Source organism: Elusimicrobiota bacterium (genome assembly GCA_018816525.1).
Lineage (GTDB): Bacteria > Elusimicrobiota > Endomicrobiia > CG1-02-37-114 > XYA2-FULL-39-19 > OXYB2-FULL-48-7.
In genome coordinates this window covers 1-16,042 of record JAHIVV010000033.1, presented here as the reverse complement: position 1 = coordinate 16,042, position 16,042 = coordinate 1, and the positions used below count along the sequence as shown (strand labels likewise).

Genomic DNA, 16,042 nt, shown 5'->3' with positions numbered 1-16,042 from the left:
ATGAAAGCATTCGTTACAGGAGCAAACGGTTTCATAGGAAGAGCTCTCACCCAACGGCTTCTGCAAAATGGATTTGAGGTTATTGCGCTTGTAAGAAAAAACAGCAAACACATACCGCCTGGAATAAAAATTGTGACCGGTGATATCCTTGACATTGATTCACTCAAAAACACCACGGGTTACGGCTGCGACAGGCTTTATCACCTTGCGGCAATGATAACTTTCGACCCCAATCGGAGGGAAGAACTTTTAAAAGTAAACGGGCAGGGAACATCAAATATCCTTGAAGCCGCTTCCCAATGGAAAATAGATAAAACCGTTGTTGTAAGCAGTGCCTGCACAATAGGTATTTCTAATTCAAAAAATATCGTACTGGATGAAAATACGCCTTTTAACGAGAAGCTAGCCAAAGCGAATCCTTATTTAGAAAGTAAAATATTAACAGAAAAAATAGCCAAAGAAGCATCAAAGAAACAAAGTGTAATTATTGTAAACCCGACTACTGTTTACGGGCCTGGCGACTGGTCGCTAAATTCCGGGACTCTGGTCGCGCAAACCGCAAAATCCAAAATGCTTCCGGTGCCTCCCGGAGGAAGCAACGTAATTGACATTGATGATTTAGTTGATGGTATTATATCAGCAGGGGAAAAAGGGACATCTGGAAAAAGATATATTTTATCAGGAGAAAATTTGTTATTTAAAGACATATTTACGACTATTGCTGAAGTCATAGGAAATAAACCGATTTATATTCCAATACCGGCTTTAATGCGCTCCCCAATGGCTGGGGCTGCCGGGTTCGCAGGATTTGTCTTAAGAAACCGTTTCATCACTTCGCAGATTGTAAATGATTTGTTCAAATTTAAATATTACTCCAACGAACTTGCAAAAAAGGAACTCAACTGGAGGCCCAGGGGAAATTTTAAGTCGACTATCGGACGGGCCTGGAAATTTTATAAACAAGAGAAATTAATTTAGATGGAACATAATAAAGCCACAGAGCAATCAGTAAAGAATGCGAATATCGAGTTTTACAACACTATAGCGGATTCCTATGAAAAAATAGACGGAAGGCGCTCGCCGAAACTTGAGGCTTGGATCAGGACCACTTTATCTGAGCTTGCGAAATTATCATCTGCAGGGACTCTATTAGACATAGGAACCGGCAGCGGCTTAGTAACCAGATGCGCAGAGGGAATATTCAAGGAAAGAATCGGCTTAGATATTTCTCAAAAAATCCTGGAGTCATCCCGCAGTTCTTTCGATCTTGGAGTTTGTGCCGATATTGACCGTCTGCCCTTTACCAGCAGCAGTTTCGATGCCATTACCTGTTTTTCAGTCTTACATCACCTTTACGACTTTAAAGGACTGGTTTCTGAAGCAGCAAGAGTCACAAAATCCGGGGGCGTCTTTTACAGCGATCATGACATGGATATCAATTTTAATAACAAATTCGGGCCGATGATAAACATATACCGCAAAAGCCGCAATGCAGCTTCAAAATACAGGAAAGCGGCAAATAAAATAACCAATGAGCTCTATAAACTATCTGAGTGGCAGGAAAACGGAATAGATTCAGAACATCTGATTAACCTTTTTATCGAAGCAGGCTTTTCTGTTAAACCAAAATTCCATTGGTTCGGACTGAACCCGCTTTCAGATTTAATATTCGGAAAAACAAATATGAGGAGAGGCTATGCGCCATTGTTTTCCCTGGTGTGTACAAAATTATAAAAATAAAAACACTTTTAATTAATCCGCCTGACCTGAATTTTGCAAAACTTTCTACCGGCTGGAACCTGGAAATTGACTCCATCGGCATGTTTCCGCCTTATGGCCTTATAAGCCTGGCCGCTTATATCCAAAAACACAGCAAGCATGAAATAAAAGTTTTAGATTGCAAAGCGGAAGGCAATAATTTTGAATTCCTGGAAAGCAGGATTAAAGAATATCAACCTGACGTTATCGGAATAACTGCTTTTACTTATACATTTTTTGACGTTTTAAAATCCTGCAAGTTGATCAGGCAGGCCCTGCCAAAAGCGCATATTTGTATTGGCGGCCCCAATGTCATACTTTTTCCTGAAGAAACTATTCTTCATAAAGAAATAGACAGCGTGATAATCGGCGACGGTGAAATCCCTTTTTTAAATCTTCTGGATAATCTTTCAAAAAGCGAACCCCTGGACAATATTGAATACGTGCTTACTAAAAATAATGTTTCTTCAAAAAACGGCGTGTTTGACATAGCCTATATAAAAGACCTGGATTCCCTGCCATTCCCCGCTTACGGCCTGATAAAAGGCGATTTATATAAAGGCACCTTTGGAACAGAAAAGAAGATGGTAAATATCTGCAGTTCCAGGGGATGCCCGTACCAATGCACATTCTGCCAGGTCCTGGTAAAAAAATACCGATCACATTCAGTAGGTTATATGACTGAAATGATAAAACAATATTATAGCCAGGGTTATACTGAATTCTATTTTTTTGACGATTTGTTCAATATTTCTACTCAAAGGGTTATAGATATTTCGAACGCAATTTTATCGAATAATTTGAAAATAAACTGGATTTTCAGAGGCAGAGCGGATAAAATAAATGAAGAAATGATCAGACTGGCGAGGAAGTCCGGTTGTTCCCAGATAATACTGGGAGTTGAAGATTACACGGATGAAGGGCTTAAAACAATAAAAAAGGGCGTTACAATCGAGCAGGTTAAAAAATCGATAAAACTTGCGCATAAATACGGCATTGAAGTATCTACAAACTGGATAATAGGCCTGCCTGCTCATAAAACACCGGATGATATTAAAAAACTTGTTGAAATTTCAATAAAAATAGGCTCGGATTATGCGCAATACGGGATATTGCAATTATTGCCAAAATGCGAAATGTTTGATGAAGCTGTCAAGGACGGTATAATCCACGGAAACAGCTGGAAAGATTTCGTAAAAAACCCTGTGCCTAATTACCAGATAGAACCCTACAATAAATATATATCTTTGGATGAATTGTCTGTATTATACAAATACTGCCATACGAGATTTTATAGAAGGATACCCTATATATTAAAAAGGCTGATTAAGCTTAAAAATTTCGGCCAGTTAAAAAGAATGATTAAACCCGCAATAAGGATCTTATTCAAATGAACATTTTATTTTTAAATCCGCCGTTTTTGTTAACTCAGGACAGCCCATACAGCAAGACCGGCGCTATACTGCCGGCTTTGGGGATACTCTATGTTGCTTCATACCTTAGAAAATATCATCCTGAACATAAGATACAGGTTTTTGACGGGCCCGCTTACAAGCTGACCATCGAGTCTTTTAAAGATAAATTAAATGAGTACAACCCGGATGTAGTCGGAATCACAATTTACACCACAACATTTCCTGTTGTGATGGAAACCATAAAAATTGCCAGGGAAAAATTCCCGAAAGCATTAATTGTCGCCGGAGGCCCGCACGCATCAATATTTCCTGAAGAATGCATCAATTTGGCAAATGCGGATATTGTAGTTTTAGGCGAGGGAGAGAAAACATTTACCAGCCTGATTGAACATATTGAAGCAAAGAAAGATATTTCAGGAGTTTTAAATATTGTTTACAGGAAAAATGGGCAGGTCAACCATACTGAAAGGAAGATGGAGATAATAGATTTAAACGCTATTCCTTTTCCGGCAAGAGATTTGCTGGAAATCCACAGATACAGGCCCGCAAAGGGGACTTATAAACGGCTTCCCGCTTTGAACATGATTACTTCAAGAGGATGCCCGTACCAGTGCTGTTATTGTTCAAAGAACGTTTTTGGGTCGAAATACAGGGCTCAGTCGCCTTCAAGGACTATTGAAGAGATAGAACTCCTGATAAAAAACTACGGTATAAAAGAAATATACTTTAACGACGATGTATTTACTCAGAATATGAAAAAAACAGAAGAATTATGCGACCTGCTTATAGAAAGGAAAATAGATTTAACCTGGGGCTGCAGCACAAGGTTCAATCTGGTTACTCCGAAATTATTGGAAAAAATGAAAAAGAGCGGTTGTATCACAATAGGCTATGGCATAGAATCCGGCGACCCTGAAATGTTAAAAATCATAAGCAAGGATATTTCGCTGGACCATGCAAAAGAAGTTATCAAATGGACAAAAAAAATAGGGATCGAATCCAGGTCCTTCTATATATTCGGGTTCCCTGGCGAGACAAAAGAATCCATGAACAGAACCTTTCAGACTGCGCTTGATTTAGATACTGACTTTGTGATGTTCAATCTTGCCATTCCGATACCGGGAACAGAAATGTATAATCAAGCGGACGCTGAAAATTCGTTGATCTATAAAGGCCTGGAATTATATAAAAGAAGCGACGGGCCCCATTACCTCATTAAACTCAAAGATATCAGCGAGAATGAACTTCGACAATTCTATAAAGATGCTTATAAGAAATATTATCTGAGGCCTCATTATATTTTAAAGAGGATTTTAAATATCCGTTCATTCGACGACTTAAAAAGAAATATAAGCGGCCTTCTTTCGTTTATAAGCTGGTTAAAATGAACAATCAAAAATCCGTTGAATCTAACCGTATTTACTATTCAACAAAAGCCCTGGGCTATAATTTAAGCTCGAGGACTTTTACAAATTTCAGAAATTATTTTAAGAAACTTCTATTAAAAGCTTCAGAAAATTGCAGTGATACCATTAAACTCCTGGATATCGGCACCGGGACGGGTTATGCTATCGGGTTAGCGGTTGAAAGCTTAAAAGCTAAGAATTTACAGTTGTTTGGCTGTGACGTTTCACAAGACATGATGGAAATCGCTTCAAAAACCTATCCTAATGCGGATTTAAAACTATTTGACGGCATTGAACTGCCAAAATATAATACATCATTCGATATAATAGTTTTCTGCGCAGTCTTGCACCATATTTTTGACCCGCTGCCGCTATTGAGCCAGGCCGTAGATTTACTCTCTGAAAATGGAGTAATAATAATAACCCAGGAACCTAATTCAATTATAAATAAATATTTACAGAAGTTTTTAAAATTATTAAAGCGTTATCCGTCCGTTGAAACTGAATTGGCGGAATACCACCAGTATTTTACCTTCGGTTTATCACCGAAAAAGTTAGCATCCTTTCTAAAAGAGAAGGGATTGTCAGTTGAAGTGTCGTACACAAATGCAACCTTTGCAGACGAAGTGACAAAAAATATCCCGTTTTTAGGGAATTTTATATCAAAACCGTTTTTATTATTGAAATCAAAATTTCTTGCTCTGAGTTACACAATAATAGCAAAAAAATGAAAACTGCCTTATTCGTACCGTTCATTCCGGATGAAAACACTACTCCCTCATTAGGGCCGCTGTATCTATTGGGCCTTCTTGAAAAAAATGATATCGAAGGTTTTCTGTTTGATGAAAGAATAGACCCTAAGGCCCTGGATAAACTTTTAGCCTATAAGCCCGATATTGTGGGAGTAAGCGCAGTTACGCCAGCTTATTTGAGAGGGCTTGGTGCAGTTAAGGAAATAAAAACATCTTTGCCAAATGTCAAAATAGCTTTCGGGGGCGCTCATCCCTCAATTCTTCCGGACTCTGTCATAAAGGAACCTGCAGTAGATTATGTATTTACCGGCGAAAGTGAATTTCCTTTTCTTGAATTATGCAGGAAAATAAAAGAAAACAATATTTCCAAAGAATCTCTTTCCCAGGTCAACAATTTATATTTTAAAAATGGAACTGAAATTGTTCAAACTTCAAGACAACCTTTTCTTGAAGATAAGGATTTAGACAAACTGCCTTTTCCTGCATTCCATAAAATGGATCTCGCCCTGTATTTTTCAAATACGCAGACTCATGGGCTTTTTAAGAAAGGGAAAAGAATATTGCCGGTTATGACAACCAGGGGATGCCCAAGCACCTGTACTTTTTGCTGCAGGGTAATGGGCCGGAAAATCCGCTGCAGAAGCGTTGATAATGTAATGTCTGAAATAAATTACCTGATAAAACAATATAAAGTTGACGAAATATATTTCGAAGATGACAATTTTACGGTGCTTCGAAACAGGGCCCTGGAAATCCTTGACAGGATGACAGCTATTAAACCTCCGGTATATTTGAAATTCGCCAACGGAATACGGGCTGATTTAGTTGACGCTGAAATACTTAAAACCATGAAAAAAGCAGGCGTTTATTCATTATCCTTTGGTATCGAATCCGGTTCTAAAAACACTCTTGCGAAAATGAAAAAAGGACTGAACCTTGAAAAAGCGAGAGAAAATATTTTATTAGCCAAATCCCTGGGATTTCTTGTCGGTTCAAACTGCATTATAGGGTACCCGGAAGAAACTATTGAAGATATTAAAGAATCTATTAATTTCTTTTTAAAACTTCCTTTAGACAGCATGGCTATAGTAAACCTTGTCCCATTTCCGGGAACAGAAGCCCGGGCTGTATGTGAAGAGAAGGGGTACCTCACAGATAAAGCATTAAACTGGGATAACTATTATTTTTCAATAAATAACCCAATCCCGCTGATAAAAACTCCCATGCTGCCCGAAAATAAATTAGTAAGTATCATACACAAGGCTTATAATAGGATGTACTTCAGGCCCAGCTGGATTATACGTTCAATCAAACACCTCTCTGTAAGCCAAATCGTAAGAGGAATTAAAATACTTATATTCAATAAAGGAAAAAAGTGAAATGAATAACCCTTACCGCATACTGTTGTTATCAGCGCCCTATTTGACTGAATATATGCGCAATGCCCGCTGTGATTTCGTTTCGCTGTCCGCAACCCAATGGTATCCTATATTGCTCGGTTACTGCGGAGCTTACCTGGAAGGACAGGGATATGCTGTTAAATTTGTAGACGCGCCGGCTCAATATCTCGATCACGAAAAAACAAAACAAATAATACTTCAATACAAACCTGATCTTTTAGTTCTTTATACGGGGTATATGAGCGAGCAAAACGATATCGATTTTGCCGATCCAATAGTTGAAGAATTGAAATGTGACGCCGTGATTGTCGGCCCTTTTGCTTCAATAGACCCGAAAAAAACCCTTTCAAAAACAAAAGTAATTAATAAGCTGGTCATCAGCGAGTTTGAATATCCTGTCAATGAGCTGGCTAAATGGGAAAAATTAAGTGAAATAAAAAATCTTTGTTATAAAGAAAACGGAAAAATCTTCATAAATCCAATCCGGCCCTATCTTACAGGCGCCCAATTGGACACGATCCCTTTCGTTTCGAAATTCTTTAAAAACCATATTGACATTTACCGATATAAAACCCCGTCGGAATATTATCCGTTTATGGATATAATGTCAGGCCGCGGATGTAAATGGGGAATGTGCACTTATTGCCTTTGGGTGCATACTTTCATCAAGGGGATGACTTATAATTTACGCAGTGTCGAAAATGTAATCGAAGAATTCCATTTTATTGAAAAAGAAATGCCAGAAATACGCTCCGTAATGATCCAGGATGACACTTTTACACAGGATCGCGCGGCAAGTTTTTGCGAGCAGAAGATAAAAGCCGGAATTAAACTGCAATGGTCCTGTTATGCCAGGGCGGATATGGGCTTGGACGTTTTGAAAATGATGAAGAAAGCAGGATGCAGGAACCTCCACGTAGGCTATGAATCTGCCGACCCTGAAGTGCTGAAACACATTAAAAAGGGCTTAAGGGTCGAGCAAATGACCAAATTTACCCAAGATGCAAAGAAAGCCGGCCTTCAGATTCATGGTGATTTTGCATTTGGTTTCCCGGGTGAAACCCCGCAAAAAGCTCAAAAAACAATTGATTGGGCTTACAAATTAAACCCGCATACAGCCCAATTTCAACTTATGATACCTTTTCCCGGAACGCCTTTTTATAACGAAATGAAAGAGAAAAATTGGTTAAACACTCAAGGCCAGCCGGATATGCCTCAATTTTCGAACGAACAAATACGCAAAACAGCAAAGAAAGCGTACCGCAAATTTTATTTGAGCCCAAAACATTTGTGGAAATCAATTCTTCACCCCAGGGAATACGTTTTCAGCAGGCTCAAGACAATAAGCCGCGCAATTCCCGCAATATTTTGGTCTAAATGGAAGGTTTGAGAGTGAAAAAACAATTTTCAAAGATACTTTGCTGTCCCGATTGTAAAGCTAAGCTGGAACTCAGGGAAAATGAAACTATTAACGATGAAGTCAAATCTGGCTTTTTGAAATGCCAAAATTGCAAAAAAGAGTACAAAATTTTAAATTATATACCTGTATTTATTGAAGAAAAACTGGTATAATTTATTCCTATGAAAAAAACTTTTTCATTCTTCTGCCCGGCATATTATGATGAAAAGAATATAACTCTGGTAATAGAGAAGGCAGTAAATCTTTTGAACGAGATTGCCCAGGACTACGAGATCTTTATAATAAACGACGGCAGTCCGGATAATACAGGCAAAGTTGCGGATGAACTCGCTGTCAAATACCCCAAGGTCCACGTTATTCACCACCCAAAAAATCTTGGTTACGGGGCCGCCCTCCAGGATGGTTTTAAATACGCCAATAAATTTGAATATGTGCTTTTTACCGACGGCGATAACCAATATGACGTTTATGACTTTAAAAAGTCCCTCCAGCTTCTTGATCAATATGACATGGTGATCGGGTATCGTGAATTCAACGCAAACAGCAACCTGCGCAAATTAGTATCTATCTGCTACAACTTTTTTATCAGAACGCTTTTCGGGGTTAATTTTAAGGATCTGGGTACGGCTCTGCGGGTAGTTAAAAGGGACGCGGTCAACAAGATACATATAACCTGCACAGGCCCTTTTGCTCCGGCAGAAATAGTTCTTAAACTTGCAAAACTCGGGTTTAATATCGGCATGGTCCCGATTAGGTCCTATCCGCGCTTGCATGGTAAATCAACCTCGTTAATACCAAAAAATGCATTTGAAACAATTAAAGACATCCTGCGGATCTGGTGGCTGATTAGAACTAAACAGTTCTAAAACCTATGAATCTCAAAAAAAACAATATTTTAAACGGCCTTTCTGCGATTCTCCAATCAAAAATTAACCGGATTTACAACAAACCAATAAAACCAAAAGTAATTGCCTATAGCGTAACCTGGCGATGCAACGCAAAATGCCCTATGTGCGGCCTTCAAAGCATGGATAATACACTGAAAGACCCGTCACAAGAATTGAACGCTGAAGAAATAGCAAAAGCTTTTAGTGACAAAGCGCTGAACTCTCTGGACCTTATTCGTTTTACCGGCGGAGAACCTTTCCTAAAAAACGATTTTACAGAGATTGTCGACGCCATTCGCAAAAATGCTGATCCGAAAATATTTTATATAACCACAAACGGCTCATTTCCGGGCAAAATCAGGGATTTCCTCGAATTTTTCAAAAACAAGAATATTAATCTTAACATCCAGGTTTCTTTCGACGCGCCTAATAAATTGAATGATAAGATCAGGGGAATACCAGGGTTATATAATAAAGTCATTGAAACTCTTGAAATTCTAAAAAAAGCCAAGGAATCGATGCCGTCGCTTATTGCAGGCGTTAACCAGACTATTACACGCGAAAACTTGAATGAAATAAACCCAATGAACAAACTGATGAAAAAACTCGAATTAGAACATAAGATATATATTGCCGTCAGCTCACATGAAAGCACGATTTTATCCGGTTTAAGAAAATCTTTTGAATATAAATTAGCTTCAGATTTAAGCGAGGCTGAAATAATTAAGCTTTACAGCGAAATATTTAATATTTCGAATACCAAAGCAAAACCCAAAGGAATTACTGACGTAAACTATTTGTGGCATCTAGTTGAAAAATTCCTTTGGGAAGGCTCAAAAAACAGAATATTGAAACAAGGGAAAATTACCAGTATTCCCTGCCAGGCCGCTTTCCTTTACTTCCGCCTCATGCCAAACGGCGACGTTGTTCCCTGCACGCTTAAACCGGTTGTACTGGGCAACATCAAAAAAGAAAGTTTTTCAGATTTTTGGTATTCAAAAAAGTCGGATGAATTCCGGAAAAGAGAAGTTAAGGCCTGCTCCGGCTGCTGGGTAGAATGCGATATTGTTTCTAATTTCGTCTATTCGCCTTCTATCTTAAAAAGTTTTTTAGGCAGCTTACTATTTGGAAAGCATTAGAATAATATGAGCAAAAAGAGTGTTATTGTATTTTCTTCCGTTATGTTGACAGCCCTCCTGATTCGTTTTTGGGGAATCTGGTTTGACCTGCCATATTTATACTCCACCGAAGAGTACAAAACTGTTAATTATGCGCTTAAAATGGGCGGGGGGGATTTAAACCCGCATTTTTTCAACTATCCGTCATTATACTTATATTTCACACTTAGTATCTCCGGAGTTTATTTCATTTTCGGAAAGCTTGCAGGTTTTTTTTCCAACTCGCATGCGTTTGCTTTGTCTTTCATAAAAAATCCCACAAATATATACCTGATATTGCGTTTTGTTTCCGTTTTATGGTCAACTGCAATAGTAGCTTTAATGTACTTCCTGGGCCTTAAAATGCGTTCCCATAAAACCGGAATTTTTGCGGTGTTAATGTTGTCTTTTATTCCGTCGATAATCCAATCGTCCCATTTAATTCAACCGGCCCTGCCAAGCGCATTTCTTGTTCTTGTGTCTTTTTATTTTTTAATTGATTACTTAAGCCGGGATAATGATAAATCCTTTTATTTTGCCTGTATTTTCTCGGGCCTGGCAATAACCACTTTTTATAATGCAATCCCAATGATTGCTCTTATCCCAGTCGCTTACTGGATAAAGAATAAGCGGATAAAATTGAGTGTTTCATTGCTGGCAGGTGTGTTTTTAATAGTTCTATTTTTTATTATTGGCACTCCGTATTCAATTCTGGATTATAAAACATTTTTGAATGACTTTTCCGGACATTCTGTAGGGTTACATAAAAACCCGCTTGACGGAATGATTCCTGTTTTTCTCCATTACCTATTTATTGGAAATAAAGGGCATGTGTCTGCAAATACTGGAATACCTATTATCGGGTTGCTATGTTTTATCGGGGTATTTAATATAGTTTTTTGCGGTAATGAACGAAAAAAACAGGGCAATTTATTGATTCTTTCAGCCCTGATACTGTTTACTATCCCGGTTATTTTCTATCACAATTCAGGCCCCGGCTATTTGTTTCCGGTTTTCCCTTTATTTATTCTTGCCGGGGCTCAATTCCTGGATACAATAAGCAACAGTAAATATAATAAACTGATCACCGGGGTTTTTATCCTGGCTTTATTGCCGTCAATAATATTTTGCTTAAAACTTGATTACGCGTATACCAGAAAAGACTCAAGGACTATCGCAAAAGAATGGGTGGAATCAAATATCCCTTCCGGTTCAAAAATACTTATTGATATGTACCCTAATTGCCCGCCGATAAAAGAAACAAAAACCCAGTTAACACGCCTTTACAATAAAGCGGTAGAACTTAACCACTATAAAAAAGAATATCTAAAATTACAGTTAGAAGCGTATCCTGTCAGCGATAAAATAACAGGTTATGAGATCTTTAGAATACTGCGTCCTGCAAATGAAGTAAGCGGAACCATAGAAATGGTAAAAGAAGCGGAAAAAGTCCAGGATTTGATTGATATCAGCAATGGGTTCAGTTATTTGCGTAAATCAGGCATTAAGTATATAATCGCAGACAGCGCAGACGAATCAAGCGGCCTCGTTTCCAAAGATAAAGCGCTGATTTACTTTTACACCAATCTGCCAAAACAAGGGAAACTGATAAAGAAATTCTACCCGGAAAATAGGCTCTCTCCCGGCCCGGTAATCAGTATATATAAATTGATATGAACAACACCGATAATTTGCTTGTTTCAATAATTATTCCGGCTTATAATCAGGCTAAAACCCTTCAGCAATGTATAGAAGCAATAAACAGCTCTAACTATAAAAACTATGAAATAATCGCAGTTAATCCTGGCTCAACAGACAATACAGCTGAAATTTTAAAAAATTTTTCAATCAATACTGTCTGCATAAGGAATAAAACTCTTCCCGGGGAAACCCGTAATAACGGCGCTAAGATTGCTAAAGGGGAAGTTTTATTTTTTATTGATGCTGATGTTATTATAACTGAAAAAACAGTGGGGCATATAGCCGGTCAAATTGCCTCAAACACGGAATCAGCGGGTATATCCCTTATATATTCAAAAACAACCCCTAACAATGATTTTTACAGCCAATATCAAAATCTTTTTATACATTACCGGCTTATACAATTGCCAGAATATACGATAACCCCGACAACCTCGTGTTTGGCTGTAAGAAAAAGTGTTTTTAATGAAATTCATGGTTTCAATATTAACATGGAATCCTACGAAGATTTTGAATTTGGCTACCGTGTTTTTATTAAAAATAATAAAAAGTTTATTACTGACAAAAATGAACAAGTTATCCATCTAAAACGATTTACGTTTAAAACCTTACTTAAAGATTACTATGTTAAAGTTAAAAACATGATAACTTTTCGGTTGGCAAATAAGACCATGATTAAAAACCTGCCTGCGCAGGAAACAGCTATGCCTGTTTCATTGTTGCTAAGCTGGTTTTTCTCCATTATTTTATCAATATCGGCCTTACTTTATTTGATAAGGCTTGTTCCAATGCGTATGCCGGTTATTTCGTTATTTTTATACCTGCTGTCTGCTTTGCCTTTTTCTCTTTTCTTGCGTAAACACAAAGGAAACATATTTTTTATACAAAGTTTGCTTTTTAATATTGTTGTTGGTATAATCGTGTTTTATTCTGCATTAATTGGGTTTTTTAACTATCTTTTCGGGAATTACAGCAAAAATGAATATTTTTAATTTATTACGTCATTCAAAAAGAATGTTTTATAAAAAAGGGCTTCCAATCCAGCTTATTTTCTTTGTTACCAATAGGTGCAACTCAAAGTGTATTCATTGTTTTTATAAAAATAACCTTAATCAAAAAACAGACGAATTAACCGTAGATGAAATAGAAAGCTTTTCTAAGACATTAAAAAGTGTTTTGTGGCTGGCTTTAACCGGCGGCGAACCTTATTTGAGAAAAGATTTTCCCGAAATTACTAAAGTACTGTACAAAAATATGCGCCCGGAAATCATTACTATAACAACAAACGCCATTCAGAAGGAAAAAACCATATTAGACACGGTAAGCATTCTAAAGGAATGTAAAAAATCTAATATAATGGTGTATGTATCTATAGATGGTTTAAATCAAACCCATGAAAAAATCAGAGGAGTATCGGGTTGTTTCGGTAATACTATTTCAACGTTCAAAGAACTGCAAAAATTAAAAGCTAATTTCAAAAACTTCAGCTTATCTACCATAACGACTTTAAACCCGCTAAATCAGGAAGAAATACCCCTGCTTATGGAATTCATACAAAAAGAACTGCGCCCTGACAATATGTTCTTAAATCTTTTACGCGGGGATGCTGTTGACAAAACTACTAAAGAGGCAAGCATTAAAAAATACCTTGAATTTTTCAAATTAAGGGATTTGTTATACGCTCAACCTAAACCGAACTTCTTAAAAAAAATACTGCAATCAAAAGAAAGAATTCAACACCGTTTGATTGCTGAAACTTATGAAAAAAACAAATTTATTACACCCTGCTATGCGGGTAATTTAAGCGCTGTGATTAATGAAACAGGGGATGTCTATCCATGTGAAATGCTTGACAAAAAAATGGGCAATTTAAGGAAAAGCAATTATAATTTCCCTGAACTATGGTTTTCAAAGCAGGCAGATGAAGTAAGAGATTATATAAAAAGGTCGAAATGTTTTTGTACATACGAATGCGCAATGACAACTAACGTTTTTTTTAATCCAGCTTATATACCTAAAATTATCGCTAATTATTTCAAATGAAAACAAAGTATTTTTTTATTATTTTTTCGGTCATTTATGTAATATGGAATTTGTTTTACTTGGACAAATATCCAATTATAGACCTGGATGATGCTTGTATGGTGGAACCTGCCTGGAGTTTTGTACAAAATGGGCATTTTTCAGCTCCTACTTTTGAGGGCAGTTACGGATTGGAAAAATCCGATATTTACCACGGAAGGCTGCACATGCTGTCGATTGCTCCTTTCCTTAAAATATTCGGGCTTGGCACATTCCAGGCAAGAATTGGGTCGTTTTTAACAGGAATTTTGGTACTTCTCTTAGTCTATTTGACCGCAAAAAGATTGTTTTCAAAGTCAGTTGCGTTAAAAAGCGTCATATTGTTGTCTTTATCGGGATTATTTATTATATGCGCGCATCGCTGCAGGCAGGAAATGTTGTTAGTCCTTTTTATTCTACTGTCCTTTTATTTATTCCTGCTCTCTGTTGATAAAAAATCATCGCCATTATTCTTTATCTCCGGGCTGGTTGCCGGTTTGTCGGCTGACATCCATCTAAACGGCGTTATTGTCCCAATCATGCTATTCGTCCTGTTTATTTACGAGTATAAACTTAAAGCTTTCAAAGAAAAAGGTTTTTGGTTTTGTATGGCAGGCATAGCAATAGGAATTATGTGGTGGATTATAACGCATATTCTTGTTGACCCTGAATTATTCTTTGTTCAATGGAACGGCTTCGTAATGAAAGAATTTGGAACTCCGGGCAGCTCATTAGGCTTTAATCCTGTAAAATTATTGGCTAATGAGTCAAAGAGGTATATTGCATGGTTCTGGTCTACAACTTCACATAGGAATATGGTTGAATTGGTTCTACTGATAATCGGGTTGTCCGGCATTGCAATAAAAAGGGGAAAAAACGAAAATATCCTTATTACCTGCATATTAACTTTTTTGGTAATGTTTACTTTGATTGTAAGCCAAAAAGCGCCTTATTATATTTTTCTGTTTTTTCCATTTTTAATCATACTCGTAGTAAAAGGACTTGAAAATATCAAGATTGGCAACATCAATTTATCAAAATATGTTTTTTCTATGTTTGTTCTTTTCTATATAACATTGATGTTTTTTATCAGCATGAAATATGATGATGTAAGTTATAACGACTATGGGCTTAAAGTGAAGAATTTCGTACCTCCGGAAAGGTGCGTTTTAGGCGATAGCATCCTCTGGTTTACATTCAGCGGGCAAAAGTTTTATTCTGAACTGTCGTATTCTTATTATTACAAAGTCACAAAGAAAGACCTTGCTTCATACCTTAAAGAAAAAAATATCGAGTATATTGTATTTGGCAAAGACCAGATAGAATCCTTTGTTAACTCAGGCTATTTCAAATCTAATTACCAGCTTGTTACAACCTTATACGATGAATATTTTGGGAGCGGCGGAATGTTGAAAAAAGAAACTAACAGGTACCTTACTTTAGTTTACCGTAAAAAGAGGCTATAATGGAAATGGAAAGATATCAGCATGAAGTTTTAAGGACTTTTGCGTTAACCCACAACTATAATTCATGGATTATCAGTATGTTAAAACCATACCTTGGGAAAAATATCCTTGAAATAGGCTGTGGGATTGGAAATTTGACGTTTTATTTGACCAAACTGGGAAAACTGACCTGTTTAGATAAATCCTTGTCTTTCATTCAACACATGAAGATTGATTATCCTGATATTGATTTTTTTGATACTGATATCGCAGGGGCTGGAGATAAAATACTGAGGTTAAAAGAAAAAAACATCGATACGATAGTTTGTGTAAATGTTCTTGAACATATAGAAGATGATACTAAAGCGCTTGAAAATATGTATAAAATCCTGCAGCCAGGGGGCAAGTTATTGGTTTTTGTGCCGGCCCTGCCTCTGCTTTACGGCTCTTTAGATAAAAACCTGGATCATTTCCGCAGGTATTCAAAAAAGGAATTGGTTCACGTGTGTCCAAATTAGGATTGAAAAAGCCTGAACTATTCCCTATAATGGTGTGATTCAAAACCATACCAAAACCCGATTACCGTCGGGTCTACAAGGAGGTTCAGGCTTATGAATCATCATACATTATTCGGACAATT

General features: G+C 37.2%; 15 protein-coding genes. All 15 read left to right on the top strand.

Annotation, left to right across the window (positions count from 1 at the left end):
* The 15 genes from KKH91_03700 to KKH91_03630 are packed head-to-tail and all read left to right on the top strand — an operon-like array spanning position 1 to position 15,920.
* On the top strand, positions 1-978 hold the full coding sequence (locus KKH91_03700) for an NAD-dependent epimerase/dehydratase family protein (protein MBU0951917.1): 978 nt from the start codon (positions 1-3) through the stop codon (positions 976-978).
* Positions 979-1,734, top strand: a complete 756-nt coding sequence (locus KKH91_03695; protein MBU0951916.1) for a methyltransferase domain-containing protein — start codon at positions 979-981, stop codon at positions 1,732-1,734.
* Positions 1,719-3,152 (top strand): B12-binding domain-containing radical SAM protein, encoded by a 1,434-nt coding sequence (locus KKH91_03690; protein ID MBU0951915.1) that lies wholly within the window; start codon positions 1,719-1,721, stop codon positions 3,150-3,152. The genes KKH91_03695 and KKH91_03690 overlap by 16 nt, the downstream gene beginning before the upstream one ends.
* On the top strand, positions 3,149-4,561 hold the full coding sequence (locus tag KKH91_03685; protein MBU0951914.1) for a B12-binding domain-containing radical SAM protein: 1,413 nt from the start codon (positions 3,149-3,151) through the stop codon (positions 4,559-4,561). Before KKH91_03690 ends, KKH91_03685 begins: the two co-directional genes overlap by 4 nt.
* On the top strand, positions 4,558-5,310 hold the full coding sequence (locus tag KKH91_03680; GenBank protein ID MBU0951913.1) for a class I SAM-dependent methyltransferase: 753 nt from the start codon (positions 4,558-4,560) through the stop codon (positions 5,308-5,310). The genes KKH91_03685 and KKH91_03680 overlap by 4 nt, the downstream gene beginning before the upstream one ends.
* On the top strand, positions 5,307-6,710 hold the full coding sequence (locus KKH91_03675; protein MBU0951912.1) for a B12-binding domain-containing radical SAM protein: 1,404 nt from the start codon (positions 5,307-5,309) through the stop codon (positions 6,708-6,710). The genes KKH91_03680 and KKH91_03675 overlap by 4 nt, the downstream gene beginning before the upstream one ends.
* 1 nt (position 6,711) lies before the next feature.
* Positions 6,712-8,121: a B12-binding domain-containing radical SAM protein gene (locus tag KKH91_03670; protein ID MBU0951911.1), complete on the top strand. Its 1,410-nt coding sequence runs from the start codon at positions 6,712-6,714 to the stop codon at positions 8,119-8,121.
* Positions 8,118-8,303 (top strand): Trm112 family protein, encoded by a 186-nt coding sequence (locus KKH91_03665; protein MBU0951910.1) that lies wholly within the window; start codon positions 8,118-8,120, stop codon positions 8,301-8,303. Before KKH91_03670 ends, KKH91_03665 begins: the two co-directional genes overlap by 4 nt.
* Positions 8,304-8,312: 9 nt before the next feature.
* A complete protein-coding gene (locus KKH91_03660; protein ID MBU0951909.1) occupies positions 8,313-9,017 on the top strand; it encodes a glycosyltransferase family 2 protein in 705 nt (234 codons plus the stop codon).
* Positions 9,018-9,022: 5 nt separating this feature from the next.
* The gene (locus KKH91_03655) at positions 9,023-10,177 is read left to right on the top strand and encodes a radical SAM protein (protein ID MBU0951908.1); all 1,155 of its coding nucleotides are present in this window, start codon (positions 9,023-9,025) and stop codon (positions 10,175-10,177) included.
* 6 nt (positions 10,178-10,183) lie between these two features.
* Positions 10,184-11,872: a glycosyltransferase family 39 protein gene (locus KKH91_03650; protein ID MBU0951907.1), complete on the top strand. Its 1,689-nt coding sequence runs from the start codon at positions 10,184-10,186 to the stop codon at positions 11,870-11,872.
* On the top strand, positions 11,869-12,888 hold the full coding sequence (locus tag KKH91_03645; GenBank protein ID MBU0951906.1) for a glycosyltransferase: 1,020 nt from the start codon (positions 11,869-11,871) through the stop codon (positions 12,886-12,888). The genes KKH91_03650 and KKH91_03645 overlap by 4 nt, the downstream gene beginning before the upstream one ends.
* A 22-nt stretch (positions 12,889-12,910) precedes the next feature.
* Positions 12,911-13,939 (top strand): radical SAM protein, encoded by a 1,029-nt coding sequence (locus tag KKH91_03640; protein MBU0951905.1) that lies wholly within the window; start codon positions 12,911-12,913, stop codon positions 13,937-13,939.
* 59 nt (positions 13,940-13,998) lie between these two features.
* A complete protein-coding gene (locus KKH91_03635; protein ID MBU0951904.1) occupies positions 13,999-15,423 on the top strand; it encodes a glycosyltransferase family 39 protein in 1,425 nt (474 codons plus the stop codon).
* Positions 15,423-15,920 carry a class I SAM-dependent methyltransferase gene (locus tag KKH91_03630; GenBank protein ID MBU0951903.1) on the top strand — a complete coding sequence of 166 codons (498 nt, stop codon included), beginning with the start codon at positions 15,423-15,425 and terminating at the stop codon, positions 15,918-15,920. Before KKH91_03635 ends, KKH91_03630 begins: the two co-directional genes overlap by 1 nt.
* Positions 15,921-16,042: the final 122 nt, after the last annotated feature.

Excerpts from the sequence above, each read along its gene's own strand:
- KKH91_03700 (MBU0951917.1), top strand. The coding sequence starts at position 1 with ATGAAAGCATTCGTTACAGGAGCAAACGGTTTCATAGGAAGAGCTCTC.
- KKH91_03695 (MBU0951916.1), top strand. The coding sequence starts at position 979 with ATGGAACATAATAAAGCCACAGAGCAATCAGTAAAGAATGCGAATATC.
- KKH91_03685 (MBU0951914.1), top strand. The coding sequence starts at position 3,149 with ATGAACATTTTATTTTTAAATCCGCCGTTTTTGTTAACTCAGGACAGC.
- KKH91_03680 (MBU0951913.1), top strand. The coding sequence starts at position 4,558 with ATGAACAATCAAAAATCCGTTGAATCTAACCGTATTTACTATTCAACA.
- KKH91_03675 (MBU0951912.1), top strand. The coding sequence starts at position 5,307 with ATGAAAACTGCCTTATTCGTACCGTTCATTCCGGATGAAAACACTACT.
- KKH91_03670 (MBU0951911.1), top strand. The coding sequence starts at position 6,712 with ATGAATAACCCTTACCGCATACTGTTGTTATCAGCGCCCTATTTGACT.
- KKH91_03660 (MBU0951909.1), top strand. The coding sequence starts at position 8,313 with ATGAAAAAAACTTTTTCATTCTTCTGCCCGGCATATTATGATGAAAAG.
- KKH91_03655 (MBU0951908.1), top strand. The coding sequence starts at position 9,023 with ATGAATCTCAAAAAAAACAATATTTTAAACGGCCTTTCTGCGATTCTC.
- KKH91_03650 (MBU0951907.1), top strand. The coding sequence starts at position 10,184 with ATGAGCAAAAAGAGTGTTATTGTATTTTCTTCCGTTATGTTGACAGCC.
- KKH91_03645 (MBU0951906.1), top strand. The coding sequence starts at position 11,869 with ATGAACAACACCGATAATTTGCTTGTTTCAATAATTATTCCGGCTTAT.
- KKH91_03640 (MBU0951905.1), top strand. The coding sequence starts at position 12,911 with ATGTTTTATAAAAAAGGGCTTCCAATCCAGCTTATTTTCTTTGTTACC.
- KKH91_03630 (MBU0951903.1), top strand. The coding sequence starts at position 15,423 with ATGGAAATGGAAAGATATCAGCATGAAGTTTTAAGGACTTTTGCGTTA.